This is a genomic window from Cytobacillus firmus NBRC 15306, from assembly GCF_001591465.1.
Classification (GTDB): domain Bacteria; phylum Bacillota; class Bacilli; order Bacillales; family Cytobacillaceae; genus Cytobacillus; species Cytobacillus firmus.
This window is the reverse complement of the sequence record NZ_BCUY01000024.1, coordinates 1-15770: the sequence shown is the minus strand read 5'-3', so window position 1 is coordinate 15770 and position 15770 is coordinate 1. Positions and strand designations below refer to the sequence as shown.

General features: G+C 41.8%; 16 protein-coding genes and 1 riboswitch. Of the genes, 9 read left to right on the top strand and 7 right to left on the bottom strand.

Features of this window, described 5'->3' with window-relative positions:
• Positions 1-108 precede the first annotated feature (108 nt).
• From BFI01S_RS09125 to BFI01S_RS09115, 3 genes are all read left to right on the top strand, one after another.
• The gene (locus tag BFI01S_RS09125) at positions 109-1248 is read left to right on the top strand and encodes a DUF445 domain-containing protein (protein WP_061792344.1); all 1140 of its coding nucleotides are present in this window, start codon (positions 109-111) and stop codon (positions 1246-1248) included.
• A gap of 103 nt (positions 1249-1351) precedes the next feature.
• The gene (locus BFI01S_RS09120; protein WP_061792343.1) at positions 1352-1702 is read left to right on the top strand and encodes a YlbF/YmcA family competence regulator; all 351 of its coding nucleotides are present in this window, start codon (positions 1352-1354) and stop codon (positions 1700-1702) included.
• 127 nt (positions 1703-1829) lie between these two features.
• Positions 1830-2354 carry a D-glycero-alpha-D-manno-heptose-1,7-bisphosphate 7-phosphatase gene (locus BFI01S_RS09115; RefSeq protein ID WP_061792372.1) on the top strand — a complete coding sequence of 175 codons (525 nt, stop codon included), beginning with the start codon at positions 1830-1832 and terminating at the stop codon, positions 2352-2354.
• Positions 2355-2419: 65 nt separating this feature from the next.
• Here BFI01S_RS09115 and BFI01S_RS09110 read toward each other — a convergent pair whose 3' ends face one another.
• The 5 genes from BFI01S_RS09110 to BFI01S_RS09090 all read right to left on the bottom strand — a co-directional run bounded on the left by BFI01S_RS09110 (position 2420) and on the right by BFI01S_RS09090 (position 6467).
• The gene (locus BFI01S_RS09110) at positions 2420-2620 is read right to left on the bottom strand and encodes an alpha/beta-type small acid-soluble spore protein (RefSeq protein WP_009331452.1); all 201 of its coding nucleotides are present in this window, start codon (positions 2618-2620) and stop codon (positions 2420-2422) included.
• 193 nt (positions 2621-2813) lie between these two features.
• Complete coding sequence (locus tag BFI01S_RS09105) at positions 2814-3593, bottom strand: energy-coupling factor transporter transmembrane component T family protein (RefSeq protein ID WP_061792342.1); 780 nt, start codon at positions 3591-3593, stop codon at positions 2814-2816.
• Positions 3580-5280 carry an ABC transporter ATP-binding protein gene (locus BFI01S_RS09100; protein ID WP_061792341.1) on the bottom strand — a complete coding sequence of 567 codons (1701 nt, stop codon included), beginning with the start codon at positions 5278-5280 and terminating at the stop codon, positions 3580-3582. The genes BFI01S_RS09105 and BFI01S_RS09100 overlap by 14 nt, the downstream gene beginning before the upstream one ends.
• A complete protein-coding gene (locus BFI01S_RS09095) occupies positions 5264-5860 on the bottom strand; it encodes an ECF transporter S component (protein ID WP_061792340.1) in 597 nt (198 codons plus the stop codon). The genes BFI01S_RS09100 and BFI01S_RS09095 overlap by 17 nt, the downstream gene beginning before the upstream one ends.
• Before the next feature lies 1 nt (position 5861).
• Complete coding sequence (locus BFI01S_RS09090; protein WP_061792339.1) at positions 5862-6467, bottom strand: YkoF family thiamine/hydroxymethylpyrimidine-binding protein; 606 nt, start codon at positions 6465-6467, stop codon at positions 5862-5864.
• A 93-nt stretch (positions 6468-6560) separates the two neighbouring features.
• Positions 6561-6662: riboswitch (TPP riboswitch) on the bottom strand.
• 228 nt (positions 6663-6890) lie between these two features.
• On the opposite strand from BFI01S_RS09090, the gene BFI01S_RS09085 reads away from it, so the two are divergent.
• The 4 genes from BFI01S_RS09085 to BFI01S_RS09070 all read left to right on the top strand — a co-directional run bounded on the left by BFI01S_RS09085 (position 6891) and on the right by BFI01S_RS09070 (position 12270).
• A complete protein-coding gene (locus BFI01S_RS09085) occupies positions 6891-7757 on the top strand; it encodes a Cof-type HAD-IIB family hydrolase (protein WP_061792338.1) in 867 nt (288 codons plus the stop codon).
• Positions 7758-7986: 229 nt separating this feature from the next.
• The gene (locus BFI01S_RS09080; protein WP_061792337.1) at positions 7987-9501 is read left to right on the top strand and encodes a coproporphyrinogen III oxidase; all 1515 of its coding nucleotides are present in this window, start codon (positions 7987-7989) and stop codon (positions 9499-9501) included.
• Between the two features lie 144 nt (positions 9502-9645).
• Positions 9646-11271: a long-chain fatty acid--CoA ligase gene (locus tag BFI01S_RS09075; protein WP_061792336.1), complete on the top strand. Its 1626-nt coding sequence runs from the start codon at positions 9646-9648 to the stop codon at positions 11269-11271.
• A gap of 207 nt (positions 11272-11478) precedes the next feature.
• Entirely contained in the window at positions 11479-12270 is a 792-nt protein-coding gene (locus tag BFI01S_RS09070) for an enoyl-CoA hydratase (protein ID WP_061792335.1), read from the top strand.
• A gap of 188 nt (positions 12271-12458) precedes the next feature.
• On the opposite strand, the gene BFI01S_RS09065 is transcribed toward BFI01S_RS09070, so the two are convergent.
• Positions 12459-12644 (bottom strand): YhzD family protein, encoded by a 186-nt coding sequence (locus BFI01S_RS09065; protein ID WP_048010724.1) that lies wholly within the window; start codon positions 12642-12644, stop codon positions 12459-12461.
• A 157-nt stretch (positions 12645-12801) separates the two neighbouring features.
• Between BFI01S_RS09065 and BFI01S_RS09060 the strand changes: the two genes are divergently transcribed.
• Together BFI01S_RS09060 and BFI01S_RS09055 are read left to right on the top strand one after the other, a co-directional pair.
• Positions 12802-13701 carry an ABC transporter ATP-binding protein gene (locus BFI01S_RS09060; RefSeq protein ID WP_061792334.1) on the top strand — a complete coding sequence of 300 codons (900 nt, stop codon included), beginning with the start codon at positions 12802-12804 and terminating at the stop codon, positions 13699-13701.
• A complete protein-coding gene (locus BFI01S_RS09055; RefSeq protein ID WP_061792333.1) occupies positions 13694-14944 on the top strand; it encodes an ABC transporter permease in 1251 nt (416 codons plus the stop codon). Before BFI01S_RS09060 ends, BFI01S_RS09055 begins: the two co-directional genes overlap by 8 nt.
• A gap of 50 nt (positions 14945-14994) precedes the next feature.
• Here the strand turns inward: BFI01S_RS09055 and BFI01S_RS09050 are convergent, their stop codons facing one another.
• Positions 14995-15627: a LysE family transporter gene (locus tag BFI01S_RS09050; RefSeq protein ID WP_061792371.1), complete on the bottom strand. Its 633-nt coding sequence runs from the start codon at positions 15625-15627 to the stop codon at positions 14995-14997.
• Positions 15628-15770 lie beyond the last annotated feature (143 nt).

Genomic DNA, 15770 nt, shown 5'->3' with positions numbered 1-15770 from the left:
ACTGTATAATGAAAAAATAGGCAAAAGCTGATACCATATCGTATGTTCTGGGCAATTAAATGGTGCCTATTGAGAGGCGCCTGTAACTTAAGGAAGGTAGAGATATCTATGGAAATTGCAATGACAATAATTTTAATGATGATAATTGGGGCTCTTATAGGCGGGTTTACTAACTATCTGGCTATTAAAATGCTCTTTAAACCTTATAATGCCGTGTACATAGGGAAATGGAAGGTTCCATTTACCCCTGGGCTGATTCCTAAACGAAGAGATGAAATGGCAGATCAGATGGGAAAGCTGGTTGTTAATCATCTTCTGACACCTGAAAGCATTAAGAAAAAGTTCATCAATGATCAATTTCAGCGTGATATGACCGGGCTTGTTCAGAAAGAGCTTGAAACTATCCTGCAATCGGAAAAATCAGCAGAGGACATACTTGCAGCGTTTGGAATCACGGATGGCCAAGTGAAAACGGAGAAACGCATAGACTTATTAATTGAGCAGAAATATGAAAAAATTATAAGTGAATATCGAGATCTTCCCCTTAAAGAAGTTATTCCTCAGGGTCTTTTGGATAAAGCGGATGAAAAAATTCCGGCTATCAGTTCAATGATCCTTCAAAAAGGGGTAGATTATTTCTCCAGCATTGAAGGCAAAATGAGGATACAAAGAATGGCTGATGATTTTGTTCGTGAGCGAAGCGGCGTGCTCAGCAATATGCTGCAGATGTTCATGGGGAATATCAATCTTGCGGATAAAATTCAGCCGGAAATCATTAGGTTTTTAAGTAATGAGGGTACGGCCGACCTGATTACAACCCTTATACAAAAAGAGTGGAGCAAAATTCTTGAGATGGAAGCTGCAGTTATTGAAGAGCAGCTCGAAAAGGAACAGATTCTTTCAGTATTAAAGAATATTGCACACAGAGTCATTAATTTGGAGAATGTATTTAAAACACCTATTTCATCTTTCATGGCCCCTTATAGGACATTACTGACAGATGAGCTGGCTCCTAAAAGTGTTCAGATGCTTTCTGATTGGCTTTCACGAAAGACAGAAATGGTTATGGAACGGCTTCGTCTGGCAGAAATTGTCCGGGAACAGGTCAGCAATTTTTCGGTTGAAAGATTAGAAGATATGGTCTTTTCCATAATCAAAAGCGAGTTAGCCATGATTACAAATTTAGGTTTTCTGCTTGGGGGTATTATTGGTCTCGTACAGGGAATCATTGCTATATTGATTAATTAAAGGGTATCGCCTCGCGTTTACTGTCATAGTTTGTTATAGTGTAGTGTGTTCGAAACGGAAAAAGAATTGTCCATTTTGAACAAGATTCGGAAGGAGTGTTTAAATGGCAGTAAATTTATATGATTCAGCCTATGAATTAGAAAAAGCAGTGCGGGAAAGCGATGAATATAAGGCTCTAAAGCGAGCATATGATGATGTAAATGCAGATCCGTCTGCAAAAGCAATGTTTGATAACTTCCGCAAAATCCAGATGGAACTTCAGCAAAAACAAATGATGGGCCAGGATATTACACAGGAAGAAGTAGAACAGGCTCAAAAGACAGTCGCGCTTGTACAGCAGCACGCCCAGATCTCAAAGCTTATGGAAGCAGAACAGCGCATGAGCATGATGATTGCAGAAATGAACAAAATCATCATGAAGCCTCTTGAAGACCTTTATGGTGCAGCTGAATAATACCATGAGAAAACTCCCGGAAATTGATCCGGGAGTTTTTTTAAGAAAAAAGCCTATTTCTATATTAAACAGAACAAGGTATGGGTACCTTTATGATAGATATCAATTTAATGAAAGGGGCAGCACATTGAAAAAAGCCATTTTTTTGGACCGGGACGGCGTTTTGAATGAGGTTCTATCAGACAGGGGAAAATTCGTTAACAAGCCGGAGCAGTTATATTTACTGGAAGGGGCAGCAGAAGCTGTGGCAGAGCTGACCAAAGCCGGTTATGAAATTTTCGTTGTGACCAATCAGGGCGGCGTGGGACTCGGTTTTTTGAAAGAAAGGGAGCTAAAGAGAATTCATGAAAGGCTGCAGGAGCTTGTCTCAGTAAAAGGGGGACATATTAAAGAGGTCGCCTATTGCCCTCATAAGCCGAAAGCAGGCTGTGAATGCCGCAAGCCAAATGCAGGCATGCTTGTGGATTTGGCTGAAAGGCATAATCTTGATCTGACTAAAAGCATTATGGCAGGCGATCATGAACGGGACATTGAGGCGGGTAAGAAGGCAGGCTGTAAAACTGTTTTTATCGGCTCTGGTCCAACAAGTGCAGATATCCAGGCATCATCTCTTTTTGAGGCTGTGGAAGATATATTGAATATGCTTAAATAGGGTGAAAAGCCGCTTCCGGGATCAGCTGGAAGCGGCATTTTATTTTAATATGATTTCGCTGCGGACTAGCGTGCTCCGCCTAGCTGCTGCTCCGCCATTTGCACAAGGCGCTTCGTAATTTCTCCGCCTACTGATCCATTTGCTCTTGAAGATGTTTCCGGGCCAAGGTTCACACCGAATTCTGTTGCAATTTCATACTTCATTTGATCAATTGCCTGACTGACTCCTGATACTAAAAGCTGATTAGAATTGCTGTTTCTTGCCATGTAAATCATCTCCTTGGTGTAGTTTTCTTGATTGTTACAATTATAGCTTTAGGAGAGTAAATAAGATTTATTCATAGTTATTTATGGTACTTTATGGTATTTTTATAACGTTTGAAGTATGCTGGTATGTCTCCAAATCAGCTTTGAGCATATAAAATGGAGCTAAACGCGCACATAAATCAAGAATTGTCTGCTAAAGTTCGCCATTGTACAGCTGCAGAAACCCGAATAGCCATGAAATATAGGCACTGCCCAGTACTGCTCCTATAAAGAAGGTAAAACATGCCCAATCTTTCCAGGAAACAGAGATTTTATGATGAAAATCCCGGTTTTTATCTCCGGTAAACCCTTTTGATTCCATAGCCATCGCCGTCCTTTCAGCTTTACGGATCGCTCCGGCAAGGAGAGGAACTGCATACCTCTTAAGCTCAGCCATTTTTTCCGAGAGTTTTCGGGCTTTGGGTACTCCCCTGATCCGGTGGGCGCTTCGGATAATCTCAAATTCTTCTTTCATTAATGGCAGGAACCGATACCCTGCCATGATTCCATATGCAAGCTTTGGAGAGAGCCGGCATTGCTGCATTAAACTGAGCAGAAACTCTGTCGGCTTTGTGGTTAAAATGAAAAGAAGAGACAGAGAGGTAAAGCTTAAAACTCTCATTCCAAGGGAGAGGGCACGCAGAAAGCCCTCCTCAGTCAATGTGAATATCCCCCATGACCAAAGGATGGTTTCTCCTTCAATCGTTTTAGAAAAAATCAGAGCTGACCAAATATATATTGCAGCCATAAAGATAAATGGCGAGAAAAGCAGTATCCATCTTTTGAATGAAACTCTTCCAAAAATAAAGGTGGCTGCTGCAGTCATCACTAAGGTAAGAAAAGGTGTAACCGGATCAAAGAAAACCGATAGAATTAATACACAGACTATGACAGTGAATGCTTTAACGCTTGGGTTAAATTCATGTAAGAACAAGCTTTTTCCCCCCTGCAATGGACCCGATATCGTCCCTGAGTTTTTCTAGGTAAGGAACCTTTAGGGAAGCAATCTTCATAATCTCATCTTTCTTCCATAATGCATCAGGCAAACCATCGTAAATCTTCTCTCCTTCTGAAAGAACAATCACTTTGTCCGCATAGGAATGGAGGATTTCCATGTCATGCGTGATCATCACCACGGAACCTCCACTTTGGATCTTTGTTTCCAATAGCTTCATAAGCTCCCCGGACGTCCTGGCATCCTGCCCAAATGTTGGCTCATCAAGGAGGAGCAGGTCCTGGTCATTCACAAGCATCGATGCGACACTAAGCCGCCGCTTTTGCCCCTGGCTTAAGGAAAAAGGATGCAAGTCAGCACATTGGAGCAAGTCCACTTGAAGCAGAGCAGCCTGAACTGTTTTTTGAATATCGGCATCAGGTATTTGCTGTATTTTTAGACTGAAGGCTATTTCATCATATACAGAGTCTGCAATAAATTGATGCTCGGGATTTTGAAAAACGTAACCTAATTTCTGTCTTAACTCCTTCTCCTTCCATTGGGAAAGGGAGCTGTCATAAAAAAGTATATTGCCCTTTGAAGGAGTATATAGTCCAGCCAGCAGTCTGGAAAGCGTTGTTTTTCCTGATCCATTTGAACCTGCAATTGCCACAAATTCGCCTTTTTTTACAGAAAAACTAATATTTTTTAGCAAGTCCTTACCAGCTTTATTAAACGATAGATTCTCTGCTGTTAGGATAATCTGCTCTTCATGAGCTTGGTGTTTTTTCTTCCGGTTGTCTAAAATCTGAAGTGCACAGATTGGATTTGCGAATCCGGCGATTAATTCCCGATCAGACAACGGGAGCTTTTCCCCTTTGTAAATACCTTCTTTTTTTCCTAATAGGCCGGCTCTAACCGCGCTTGGCAGCCAGATGCCCTCATGCAGAAGTTCTTCTGCATATTGATTAAAGCATTCTGCGGTGCTTCCATTAAATAAAATTTCACCTTCCTTGTTTAGGACCACGCACCGGTCGGTCAAATCAATCCAATCATCCAGCTTATGCTCAATTATTAATAGGGAAAATGTCTGGTTCTCTTTAAGCTCTTTGATTATTCGTGTAAGTTCATAGCTAGAAGCCGGGTCCAGATTTGCTGTCGGTTCGTCCAAAATCAGGATATCCGGTTTTAATGATAAAACACATGCCAGTGCAAGCTTTTGCTTTTGGCCCCCGGAAAGGGTGTGGATTAAGGAATGTTTATACGGCAAAAGATGAACAAGCTCCAATGCTTCATCAATCTTACTCTCTATTTCATCAGGAGGTGTTTTCATATTCTCAAGCCCAAATGCCAGCTCATCCTCGACTGTGGTCATGCAAAATTGGCTTTCGGGGTCCTGAAACACAATGCCAATGTGCTGATTAATTTCGCCAGGGCCGAACTCCTCCAGCATCTTTCCCTTGAATGAAATGGTCCCGTCCAATTTGCCATCAACGGCCTCCGGATACAATTTATTTAAGCAGAAAGCAAGTGTGCTTTTTCCCGAGCCGCTTGGGCCCAGCAATAGAACTGCTTCCCCTGGATAAAGGCTGAATTGCACATCTTTTAAAATAGGTTTTTTCACATCTTCATACCTGAAGGAAAGCTGTTCAGTTTTTAATATGTGCCTATTATGCTGTAATTCCATTTTCCGGTTTTCCCCTTTTCAGCTCTTTTCCAATAGGAAAGCTGTTTAATGCCCCTGTTTTCGCAAGGCTTTCGCTTAGCCATTTGCCTAGCAATCCAGCTAATAAAGCACCGCTGATCAGCCTCACAAAAAACATAGCCGTTACATAACCGGGTGAGAGGGCCGCATAGCCGGAAATGAAATAGCCCCAAATAAAACTAGTAACAGATGAGCCCATTCCGGCAGCAATTAAAACCCATGGCCGGTAATTATTCCATTTCGTGGCCGCAAAAACAGCTTCCGCTCCAATCCCCTGTATCATTCCTGACAGAATCAGGCGGGGACCAACTGCGTTGCCGACCATGACTTCAATGGCTGCAGCGATGGTTTCCGATAAAAAGGCTGCTCCGGGCTTTCTGATTATGTACGCTGCGATGATTGAAACAATAAACCAAATGCCAAAAATAAGATCATATCCAATTAAGCCGAACATTCCATATAGCACGTTGCCAAATTGCAGGAATACCAGATATACAACTGCAAACACGACAGCGAGTACAGACAGGACAATGACTTCTCGAAGCTTCCACTTTTCAAGCATATTACTCAGTCTCCTTTTTGGATGGACTGTTGGCAGACATATTCACTGTCATAACAATATGTGTAGAATCGCTTTTCTTACAGTTTTCAAAAGCATCCTCCAGTGTTTTAAAAACAGCGTGTGCATCTCCATCTAGTCTTGAAGCATAATGTACTCCTTTAGTAAAAGTTTCCCGATTCTTTGCGAGCTCGACCTGGTTCATAATGACGTTCATGTAATCAGGTATCCCCATCGGATAAAGGGCAAACTGGACAGCGACTTCCTGGCTGATTCCTGCTGCTGATTCTTCATTCGCCCGTTCCTCATTTTCAGCAAGATAAGCATCGCCCGCAGTATCACCGGGACATCCATTTGAAAAAGTCCCGTTAAACACTACATGGTCTCCATACTTAACTGTTTCAAGATAAATAGCTTTGACCACATCGAAAACATGAATGGACCTGCCTCGCACACAGGTGCTCACATCATCTGTTTCCATCCATACTTTGCTCGTGTCCACTTCTTTTAGAGCTGACAAAATAACTTCCGCAAACCTGTCAGTCATTGGGTAAATTGAAAACCTGCACCCTGTAATTTCACTTGTTCCGCATAAGAAATTTTCCTTCATTTTGCAATCCTCCTATTTAAATAAAAATAAAAATAAAAAACTGCATTCCCATAAGGAAATGCAGTTGAATGATATCAATACACTAGAAATGATAGCCGTTCACCTGCACTTCCCCACGCTGGTATTATCCAGATCGGGTGATAAGAGTCAGAACGGATTGTTCTTCTCAGCCAAAAAGCTCCCCTAGTGCAAAATAAGATATGCAGTTTTTATTGACTCCATCTTAATACGGAGCATCCAAATTGTAAATGACTAATTAATAATTCTTTAAATCAATTGATCTATGAAAACAGATAAACGCCTTCACTAACACAGATAAGCTATAAAAAACTTCTGCATTGTCCATGTCATGTTCTATTCCAGTCCTTCTCTTCATAAAAGTGTAATAGGACAATTTTACACCGAGAATAGGGGGCAAATTGGATGATATACAGAATGCTTGCTTTAAACATAGACGGAACACTTCTCCAATCAAATGGAAGACTTCATAAATCAACAAAAGAAGCGATTGAATATGTGCAGCAAAAGGGAATTTATGTAACACTAATCACGTCCAGAAGCTTTCCATCCGCGAAAAAAGTGGCTAAAGCATTGAAAATCAATTCTTTGCTGGTTACACACAGGGGGGCATATATTGCAGCTTCCCAGGAAAAGCCGATATTTGTAAAAAGGATTCAGGAAGATGAAACGTTTGAAATCGTGCGCCTGCTTGAAGGCTTTACCTGTCAAATCAGGCTGGTGCACGAAAAATATTCCCTTGCCAACAAAACGAAGCTCAATACCAATATGCTTGCTAAAACTGTTTTTACAACCGGCGATCCCATTTTTTATTCCCAGCAATTTGTGGATTCATTAAGTGACACCATTTTAGATGAGCCGGTCACACCGCCGAAAATTGAAGTGTATTTTGAAGATAAAGAAGACCTTGAGGATGCTAAGACAGCCATTTGGGGCATGTTTGAAAATGTAGAAGTCATTAAACTGAATGATCTGAGGATGGACATTGTTCCTTCCGGAGTTTCAAAGCTGAATGGGTTGCTCTATTTATGTGAACATCTTGGAATTTCAAGAAACCAAATGGTCGTCATAGGAGATTCTGAAGATGATCTGGAAATGATTGAAGCCGCCGGTCTAGGTGTGGCAATGGGCAATGCCCCGGCTGAAGTAAAAAAAGCAGCAGACTGGCTGACACGATCCAATGACCAGAGCGGCGTAAGCTACATGGTTAAAGAACATTTCCGCAAACAGCATCCAATCGATTTCCTGAAGAAAATGAATCTGCTAAAATAAAATGAATGAAAGAGAGTCCGGTCAGGCAGATCGGCTCTCATTTTATTTAGGGCATTGGATAAAGAGATAGATAGATCCAATAGGATTCACTTCCCTGATATTGACCTTGTTTCCCCATTTCTGTACACTAAAAGGAGTTTGTCAACATGAATAATAAAGACTCTGCAGCTGCCGTCAGTGTTATGAAACACCGGCAGATTTATTATATTTTCTAAAAAAGGTGATCGATTTGAACATTTCAATTTTAGGCATACAGGATGAACGGTTCCATCGGCCTCTTAGGCTGATCGGGAACCTCTTTTTTGAAGAATGTGAAGTGGTGCTGGGTGAGAATGCTGCAGCAGATTTGAGAATTTCTTTTCAGATTGAGCAAGGAGAACGCATTAAAGCCGCTGCAGAGCTTACTGATAAAGACAGCAGGAACCTTACAGCCAATTTTGAAAAGGAATACGTTCCGGCTGAGTCAGAAAAAGAGAATTTTAAACAAGTGAAGAATGCCGTATCACATGTATATCTGACTGTATTGCAGGAATGGACAGGCATAACCCAGAAGTGGGGAATTCTGACTGGGGTACGTCCCACAAAATTGCTTCACCGTGCCATACAGCATCAGACACCTCTCCATGAAGCCCATCAGCAGCTGAAGGAAGAGTATTTGATTACAGATGAAAAAATTCAGCTTATGCAGAATATTGTAGACCGGCAGCTTGCTGTTGTGCCGGATCTTTATGACTTGAAAAATGAGGTAAGCATATATATTGGCATTCCGTTCTGCCCGACAAAGTGCGCGTATTGTACTTTTCCTGCCTATGCGATTAATGGCAGGCAAGGTTCTGTTAACTCATTTCTTGGCGGCCTTCATTTTGAAATGCGCAAAATTGGTGATTGGCTGAAAGAGAATAATGTGAAAATTACTACTGTCTATTATGGCGGAGGGACTCCGACAAGCATTACGGCAGAAGAGATGGATATGCTTTATGAGGAAATGTATGACTCTTTTCCAGATGTAGAAAACATTCGGGAGGTCACTGTGGAAGCCGGCCGTCCGGATACAATCACACCTGAAAAGCTTGAAGTGCTGAAAAAATGGAATATTGACCGAATCAGCATCAATCCTCAGTCCTATATTCAGGAGACCCTGAAAGCGATTGGCCGCCACCATACAGTGGAAGAAACCGTGGATAAGTTCCATCTGGCCCGCAATATGGGAATGAATAACATCAATATGGATCTGATCATTGGGCTTCCTGGAGAAGGTGTGCGGGAATTTGCGCATACTCTGGATGAAACAGAGAAATTAATGCCGGAATCCCTGACTGTTCATACTTTATCCTTTAAACGAGCTTCGGAAATGACGAAGAACAAGCAAAAATATAAAGTTGCCGAACGTGAAGAAATTGAAAAAATGATGCATATGGCTGAGGATTGGACGAAAGCGCATAATTACCATCCTTATTATCTCTACCGCCAGAAAAATATTCTCGGCAATCTCGAAAATGTCGGCTATGCCCTTCCAAATCAGGAAAGCATTTATAACATCATGATTATGGAAGAACAGCAGACAATTATCGGGCTTGGATGCGGGGCTTCCAGTAAGTTCATTGATCCTCAGACAGGGAAAATCACTCATTTTGCAAACCCGAAGGATCCTAAATCGTATAATGACAGTTTTGAACATTATGCAGATGAGAAATTGAAAATATTAAGAGAGCTATTTAATAAACACGAATCCCTTGCTGAATAGGCGGGGATTTTTCTAGCGAAAATATTTTAGAAAATTAAGAAAAAATTTAAAGGAATTTCTGAAAATAAAGAGAATGAAATAGGTAAAAGATCATAGAACTCTATGATTCTAAATGTAAGCGTTTTCTAAAAAGGGGGAATTGTAATGATGATGCAGACACCTTTGACTATGACGCAAATGATCAAGCGGGCAGAAAAATATTTTCCAAAGAAAATGGTCGTTTCAAGAACGTCCGGCGGAATTCAGAGATTTACATATAAGGAGATTGCAGAACGGACCAGGAAGCTGGCAGAAAGCCTGCAAAAGCTGGGAGTGGATAGAGGAGATAAGGTCGGAACACTGGCATGGAACCATCATCGCCACCTGGAAGCTTATTTTGCCATACCATGCAGCGGAGCCGTTCTCCACACGATTAATATCCGTCTGTCACCTCAGCATATTACATATATTATTAATCATGCAGAAGATAAAGTGCTGCTGATCGATCCTGACATTGTACCGCTAATTGAGAAGGTTAAGGATGAATTGAAGACGGTCAAGGCGTTTATAATTATGACAGATGAAGAAGAATTGCCTGAGACTTCTCTTGCCCCGGTGTACCACTATGAAACCCTTATCAATGAAGCAAGCGGTGCCTATGAATATCCTGATGATCTGGATGAAAATTCAGCAGCGGGAATGTGCTATACATCAGCAACTACAGGCAGCCCTAAAGGTGTCGTCTATTCCCACAGGGGCATTGTCCTTCACAGTATGGCACTGGGAATGGCAGACAGTGCAGCGGTAAGCGAGAAAGATATCGCCCTTCCGGTAGTGCCGATGTTCCATGTAAATGCATGGGGGCTGCCGTTTGCAGCTGTCTGGTTTGGAACCACTCTTGTATTGCCGGGGCCGTATTTTACACCGAAACTTCTGGCAGAGTTTATTCAATCCGAGAAAGTAACCATAACAGCCGGAGTGCCGACAATCTGGCTCGGATTATTAAAAGAACTTGATGAAAATAAATATGACATGAGCTCACTCCGGTCGGTTCTGTGTGGAGGTTCGGCAGCGCCTAAAGGCATGATTAAAGCCTTCGAGCAAAAGCACAAAATTCCATTCATGCATGCCTACGGAATGACTGAAACAAGCCCGCTTGTTGTAATTTCGACTTTAAAAAGCTATCAGGAAGAGCTATCAGCCGAAGAGAAGCTGGACATAAAAGCCAAACAGGGCATTCTTGTACCCGGGCTGGAAATGAAGATTGCCGGCAAGGATGGCGAAGCAGCATGGGACGGAAAGGAAATGGGGGAACTCGCGATAAGAGGGCCATGGATTGCTTCTGAATATTATAAAGATGAGCGGACCAATGAGGCATTCCGTGATGGCTGGCTCTACACGGGAGATGTCGTAACTATTGATGAAGAAGGATTCATGAAAATCGTTGACCGGACAAAAGATTTAATTAAAAGCGGAGGGGAGTGGATTTCTTCCGTTGATATCGAAAATGCCTTAATGGCTCATGAATCGGTATTTGAGGCAGCGGTTGTTGCTGTCCCGCATGAGCAATGGCAGGAGAGGCCGGTGGCATGCGTTGTTCTGAAAGAGCCATTTAAAGGGAAGACCACAAAAGAAGAGCTTTATGAATTCCTGAAGCCGCAATTTGCAAAATGGTGGCTTCCGGATGAAATATTTTTCTTTGAGGAAATACCAAAAACCTCTGTAGGGAAATTCCTCAAAATGGCTTTAAGAAATCAGGTCCAAAAAGAATATACAGGTCATGCAAAGTAAATAAGGGCCAAGTACAGCATCCTTCGGTGGATGCTGTTTTTTAGTGCAGGTTTTGGAACGTTCAAAACTCACTTAATTTCTGCTATAGTTTGGATTTACAGCAAAAAACTTGAATAAATGACAAAATTAAAAATTTTTAGACAAAACACTTTTTAAATATAATAATACTCTTTATAATAAAAGGAGCACAAAAAGGAGGGGAAGGATTTGGCAACAGATTTTGTAACTGATACTGTCAGCGTACAGCTTGATGGGCGAGTAGCCACAGTTGAGATGAACAGGCCGGAATCACTGAATGCATTGAATGTGGAAATGATTAAGGGGCTCTTGGCTGCTATGAAGGATATAAGCCAAATGGATGAGGTGGATATCGTTGTATTAAAAGGAAAGGGCCGCGCATTTTCGTCAGGCGGGGATATTAAAACAATGCTTTTGGAAACAAATGAAAGCGATTTCCCGGATGTGATGGATTGCATCAGCGAGCTGGCTGTAACTCTTTATAGCATGCCGAAGCTGACCATAAGTGCTGTAACAGGGGCAGCGGCCGGTTTGGGTCTAAGCCTGGCCCTTGCCACTGATTATATATTGGCAGACAAGAACAGCAAGCTTGCCATGAATTTTATTGGAATCGGATTAATTCCTGACGGAGGGTCTCACTTCTTCCTGCAGCAGCGCATTGGCGAAGATAAAGCGAAGCATTTAATCTGGGAAGGAAAAGTGCTGACTGCTGATGAAGCTCTGCAAATGGGGCTGATTCACGAAATAGCAGGAGCTGATTTAAGTGCAGCAGTTGAAGCAAAATTGAACCAATGGCTGAACAGCCCGACAGAAGCAATGATTAAGACAAAGAAAATTCTTGCTGATAAAAATCGGCCGCTCCTTTTGAAGGTGCTTGAGCTTGAAAAGCTCGGCCAGCATAAAATGAGGCAAACGGTAGACCACAAAGAAGGAATCCAGGCCTTTATTGAGAAAAGAAAGCCTGTGTTTAAAGGGGAATAGGTTAGACAGAAGAAAAGCAAAGAGCTGAGCCCTTTGCTTTTTTACATCGTTGAACTCAGATAACTGTCTGGCTCCACAAGCAACGCTTCGACAGCATCATCAGAGCACGACTAAAAGCCTGAGCTTTTAGGAGGAGCGCCTGCCTCCTCGAGGTGTCGGGGGCGGGCAAGGCGCTTCCGCTTTTCTTCCTACCGATGAAACAGTATCAGCTTGCCCGCAGGAGAAGTGCAGCGGTGAGTTTTCTCATCCAGCCCTTTTTCCTTAAGGAGATTTTCCCCCACACTTTTAGCTTCGTCATCAGAAGCTGCCTGGAATGCTTCATCCAATATCTTTTCCCCGTCCTGTTCAAATGCAGTAAGTTTGTAAGTCTTCATAATGAGACTCCTCTCTTATTATAAAATTCAGATAGTTACTATTATTCTTGCATAATTTCTTAGAATGTGCAAAATTTATTCGGAAAAAATGCTTTAAATCAGGGAACTTTTTGCCTATTCTGTACGTATTGCTAAATAGGAAAAGGAGGAAATCGATATGGCTTTAGAGCTTAAACATGTAACAAAGCGTTTTGGTACGTTTACGGCAGTGGACGATTTGTCACTATCTATTCCCGAAAGTGAGATGTTTGGATTCCTGGGGGCGAATGGCGCCGGTAAAACGACTACCTTCCGAATGATACTGGGACTATTGGATCCCAGCGGAGGAAAGATTACGTGGAATGGAAATCCCATCGATTATTCAACCAGTCCGCTGATAGGCTACCTTCCTGAAGAAAGAGGCTTATATCCAAAGCTGAAGGTCAAGGATCAGGTTATCTATTTAGCTAAACTGAGAGGAATGGCAAAGCAGGACTGTTTAAAGGAATTAACTTATTGGCTTGAGCGATTCAAAGTTCCTGAATACGCCAATAAAAAAATTGAAGAGCTTTCAAAGGGAAACCAGCAGAAAATCCAGTTTATTACTGCCGTTATACATAAGCCAAAGCTTTTAATTTTGGATGAACCATTCAGCGGACTGGATCCGGTTAATGTAGAACTGCTGAAGGATGCTGTTATGGAGTTAAAGGATAACGGTACAACGATCGTTTTTTCCTCACATAGGATGGAGCATGTAGAAGAGCTTTGTGAGCATTTATGCATCATGCAAAAAGGACGGCCAGTTGTCCACGGGTCTTTAAAAGAAATTAAACGTTCCTTTGGCAGAAAAAATCTTATTATCCATGCAGATTATGATTTAAGCTTTTTGAAGGATACCAGGGGAGTGGTGAAAGCCAGACAGACAGCTGAGGGGATTCAGCTGCAGATTTCCGGTGAAGATGCCGCTGAAGCCATTTTCAGAGAGGTTGCAGAGAAGGGGTTTGTCCGTAAATTTGTTTTGGAAGAGCCATCTCTGAATGATATTTTTATAGAAAAGGCTGGTGCTTCCTATGAATAACTTTATGACGATTCTTCTTCATACTTATTTAAGCAAGCTGAAGACCAAGTCATTTATTGTTACGACTCTCATTACTGTGGTGATAGTTGCAGGGCTTGCCAACTTATCCGGTATTATTGATTATTTCGATAAGGATGATAAAGAACGAATTGCAGTAATCGATGAGACAGGTGTGCTGTTAGCTCCTCTTCAGGAACAAATGGATGCCCTAAATAACAATATATCTTTAATTGCCTACAAAGGGTCAGAGGCAGAAGGAGAAAATGCTGTTAAGGATGAAGAGTATAAAGGACTTTTACTGTTATCCTTTACTGAAGAAGAGCTGCCTGAAGCAGCCTATAAAGCAAGAAGCATAGCCGATTCAGCGATCCCATCCGAATTGCAGGGCGGGCTGCAGCAGCTGAAAACGCAAATGGCCGCCACTCAAATAAACCTTAGCCCGGAGCAATTAAGCAAACTATATGAGCCGGTGCCTTTTGATAAGACCGCTCTTGAAGAAAATGCTAAAACAGAAGAAGAACTGAATCAGGCAAGAGGGCTTGTTTATGTTCTGTTATTCATCATTTATTTTGCCGTCATCTTATACGCTAATATGATTGCCATGGAGGTAGCGACAGAAAAGTCTTCCCGTGTCATGGAAATTTTGATATCCAGTGTCTCACCAATCAAGCAGATGTTCGCAAAAATATTGGGAATCGGGCTGCTTAGCCTGACACAGATGGCACTCATACTATTAGTTGGTTTTTTTTCAGTCAAACAAAACCTTGATACGATGGAAGGCGGCTTTTTTGAATTCTTTGGTTTTGAAAACATTCCGGCTTCGACGATCGCTTATGCACTCATCTTTTTCATTCTTGGATATTTCCTTTACGCCACACTGGCGGCTTTTCTTGGTTCGCTGGTAAGCAGGATTGAAGATATCCAGCAGATGATTACTCCGATGACCATGATGGTTGTGGCAGGCTTTATGATTGCTATGTTTGGCTTAGGCCAGCCGGAAGCTTCCTTTGTAACTATCACGTCTTATATTCCATTCTTTACTCCGATGCTCATGTTCATGAGAGTGGGGATGCTGTCACTGCCGGTATGGGAGCCGATTATCGGGATCGTGATCCTTCTCGTTTCCATTATACTTCTGGCTGTCTTTGGAGCGAGAGTCTACAGGGGCGGAGTATTGATGTATGGTAAATCCAATTCGTTTAAAGATATTAAAAAAGCATTACAGCTTACTAAAAACGAATAATATGAAAAAAGCTCCGTCTTTAAGAAACGGAGCTTTTTCAATGAAATTCTTTATGCAAATAATGCCTTTAGTCCTTCGAATGCAAAATATGCCCCAAATCCAATCAGCGATAATCCTGAAAAAATTGATATGATGATGATCCCTTTGGAGGTCAGAAATCGGCGAAAACCTGTGGTCAATCCTGCGACAAATATATCCCATAGCATGAGTCCCAGAAAAATCATGGTACTGTATAAAAAGAGCTCTGTTTTTCCATAGGATGAGGCTGTTTTCGCAAGGACGGATCCGTAAATGCCCAGCCAGAACAGAATGGAAAGAGGACTGGATATGGACATAATAAATCCGGAGAAAAAGCATTTAAACAATGAATCCTGGCTGCGCACATAGCTTATGGAAATTTTATTGGCATTCACAATACTTTCAATCCCCGTATATAAAAGAATAAATCCTCCAAAAAGCCACAGAAAGATCTGTACGAAAGGGGTATCCAAAAAATGGACAAGCCCAAGGTATACAGCCAGCATATAAAACGCATCAGCAAACATCGAGCCCACTCCAACAATCCACGCATGCCAAAATCCATTTTTTATCCCTTTTTCAAGCCTGACGGCATTTACTGGTCCGATTGGAGCTGCCAGGGACAATCCGAGAAACACATAACTTAAATAAATTCCAATTCCCAATATACCGCTCCGCCCTTTAAATTTTCCCTGAAGCTCTATGCCAGTCCTCGGGGAAAGAGTCTTGTACATTTTTATGCACAAGCTTCCCGGTCTAAAACCAATTAAGAAAACTCAGGAAAGATATATCTTATATCAATTCGAAG

Coding starts and splice junctions, on each gene's coding strand:
- BFI01S_RS09125 (WP_061792344.1), top strand. CDS start 109: ATGGAAATTGCAATGACAATAATTTTAATGATGATAATTGGGGCTCTT.
- BFI01S_RS09120 (WP_061792343.1), top strand. CDS start 1,352: ATGGCAGTAAATTTATATGATTCAGCCTATGAATTAGAAAAAGCAGTG.
- BFI01S_RS09110 (WP_009331452.1), bottom strand. CDS start 2,620: ATGGCAAGAAACAGCAATTCTAATCAGCTTTTAGTATCAGGAGTCAGT.
- BFI01S_RS09100 (WP_061792341.1), bottom strand. CDS start 5,280: ATGGAATTACAGCATAATAGGCACATATTAAAAACTGAACAGCTTTCC.
- BFI01S_RS09095 (WP_061792340.1), bottom strand. CDS start 5,860: ATGCTTGAAAAGTGGAAGCTTCGAGAAGTCATTGTCCTGTCTGTACTC.
- BFI01S_RS09090 (WP_061792339.1), bottom strand. CDS start 6,467: ATGAAGGAAAATTTCTTATGCGGAACAAGTGAAATTACAGGGTGCAGG.
- BFI01S_RS09085 (WP_061792338.1), top strand. CDS start 6,891: ATGATATACAGAATGCTTGCTTTAAACATAGACGGAACACTTCTCCAA.
- BFI01S_RS09075 (WP_061792336.1), top strand. CDS start 9,646: ATGATGATGCAGACACCTTTGACTATGACGCAAATGATCAAGCGGGCA.
- BFI01S_RS09065 (WP_048010724.1), bottom strand. CDS start 12,644: ATGAAGACTTACAAACTTACTGCATTTGAACAGGACGGGGAAAAGATA.
- BFI01S_RS09060 (WP_061792334.1), top strand. CDS start 12,802: ATGGCTTTAGAGCTTAAACATGTAACAAAGCGTTTTGGTACGTTTACG.
- BFI01S_RS09055 (WP_061792333.1), top strand. CDS start 13,694: ATGAATAACTTTATGACGATTCTTCTTCATACTTATTTAAGCAAGCTG.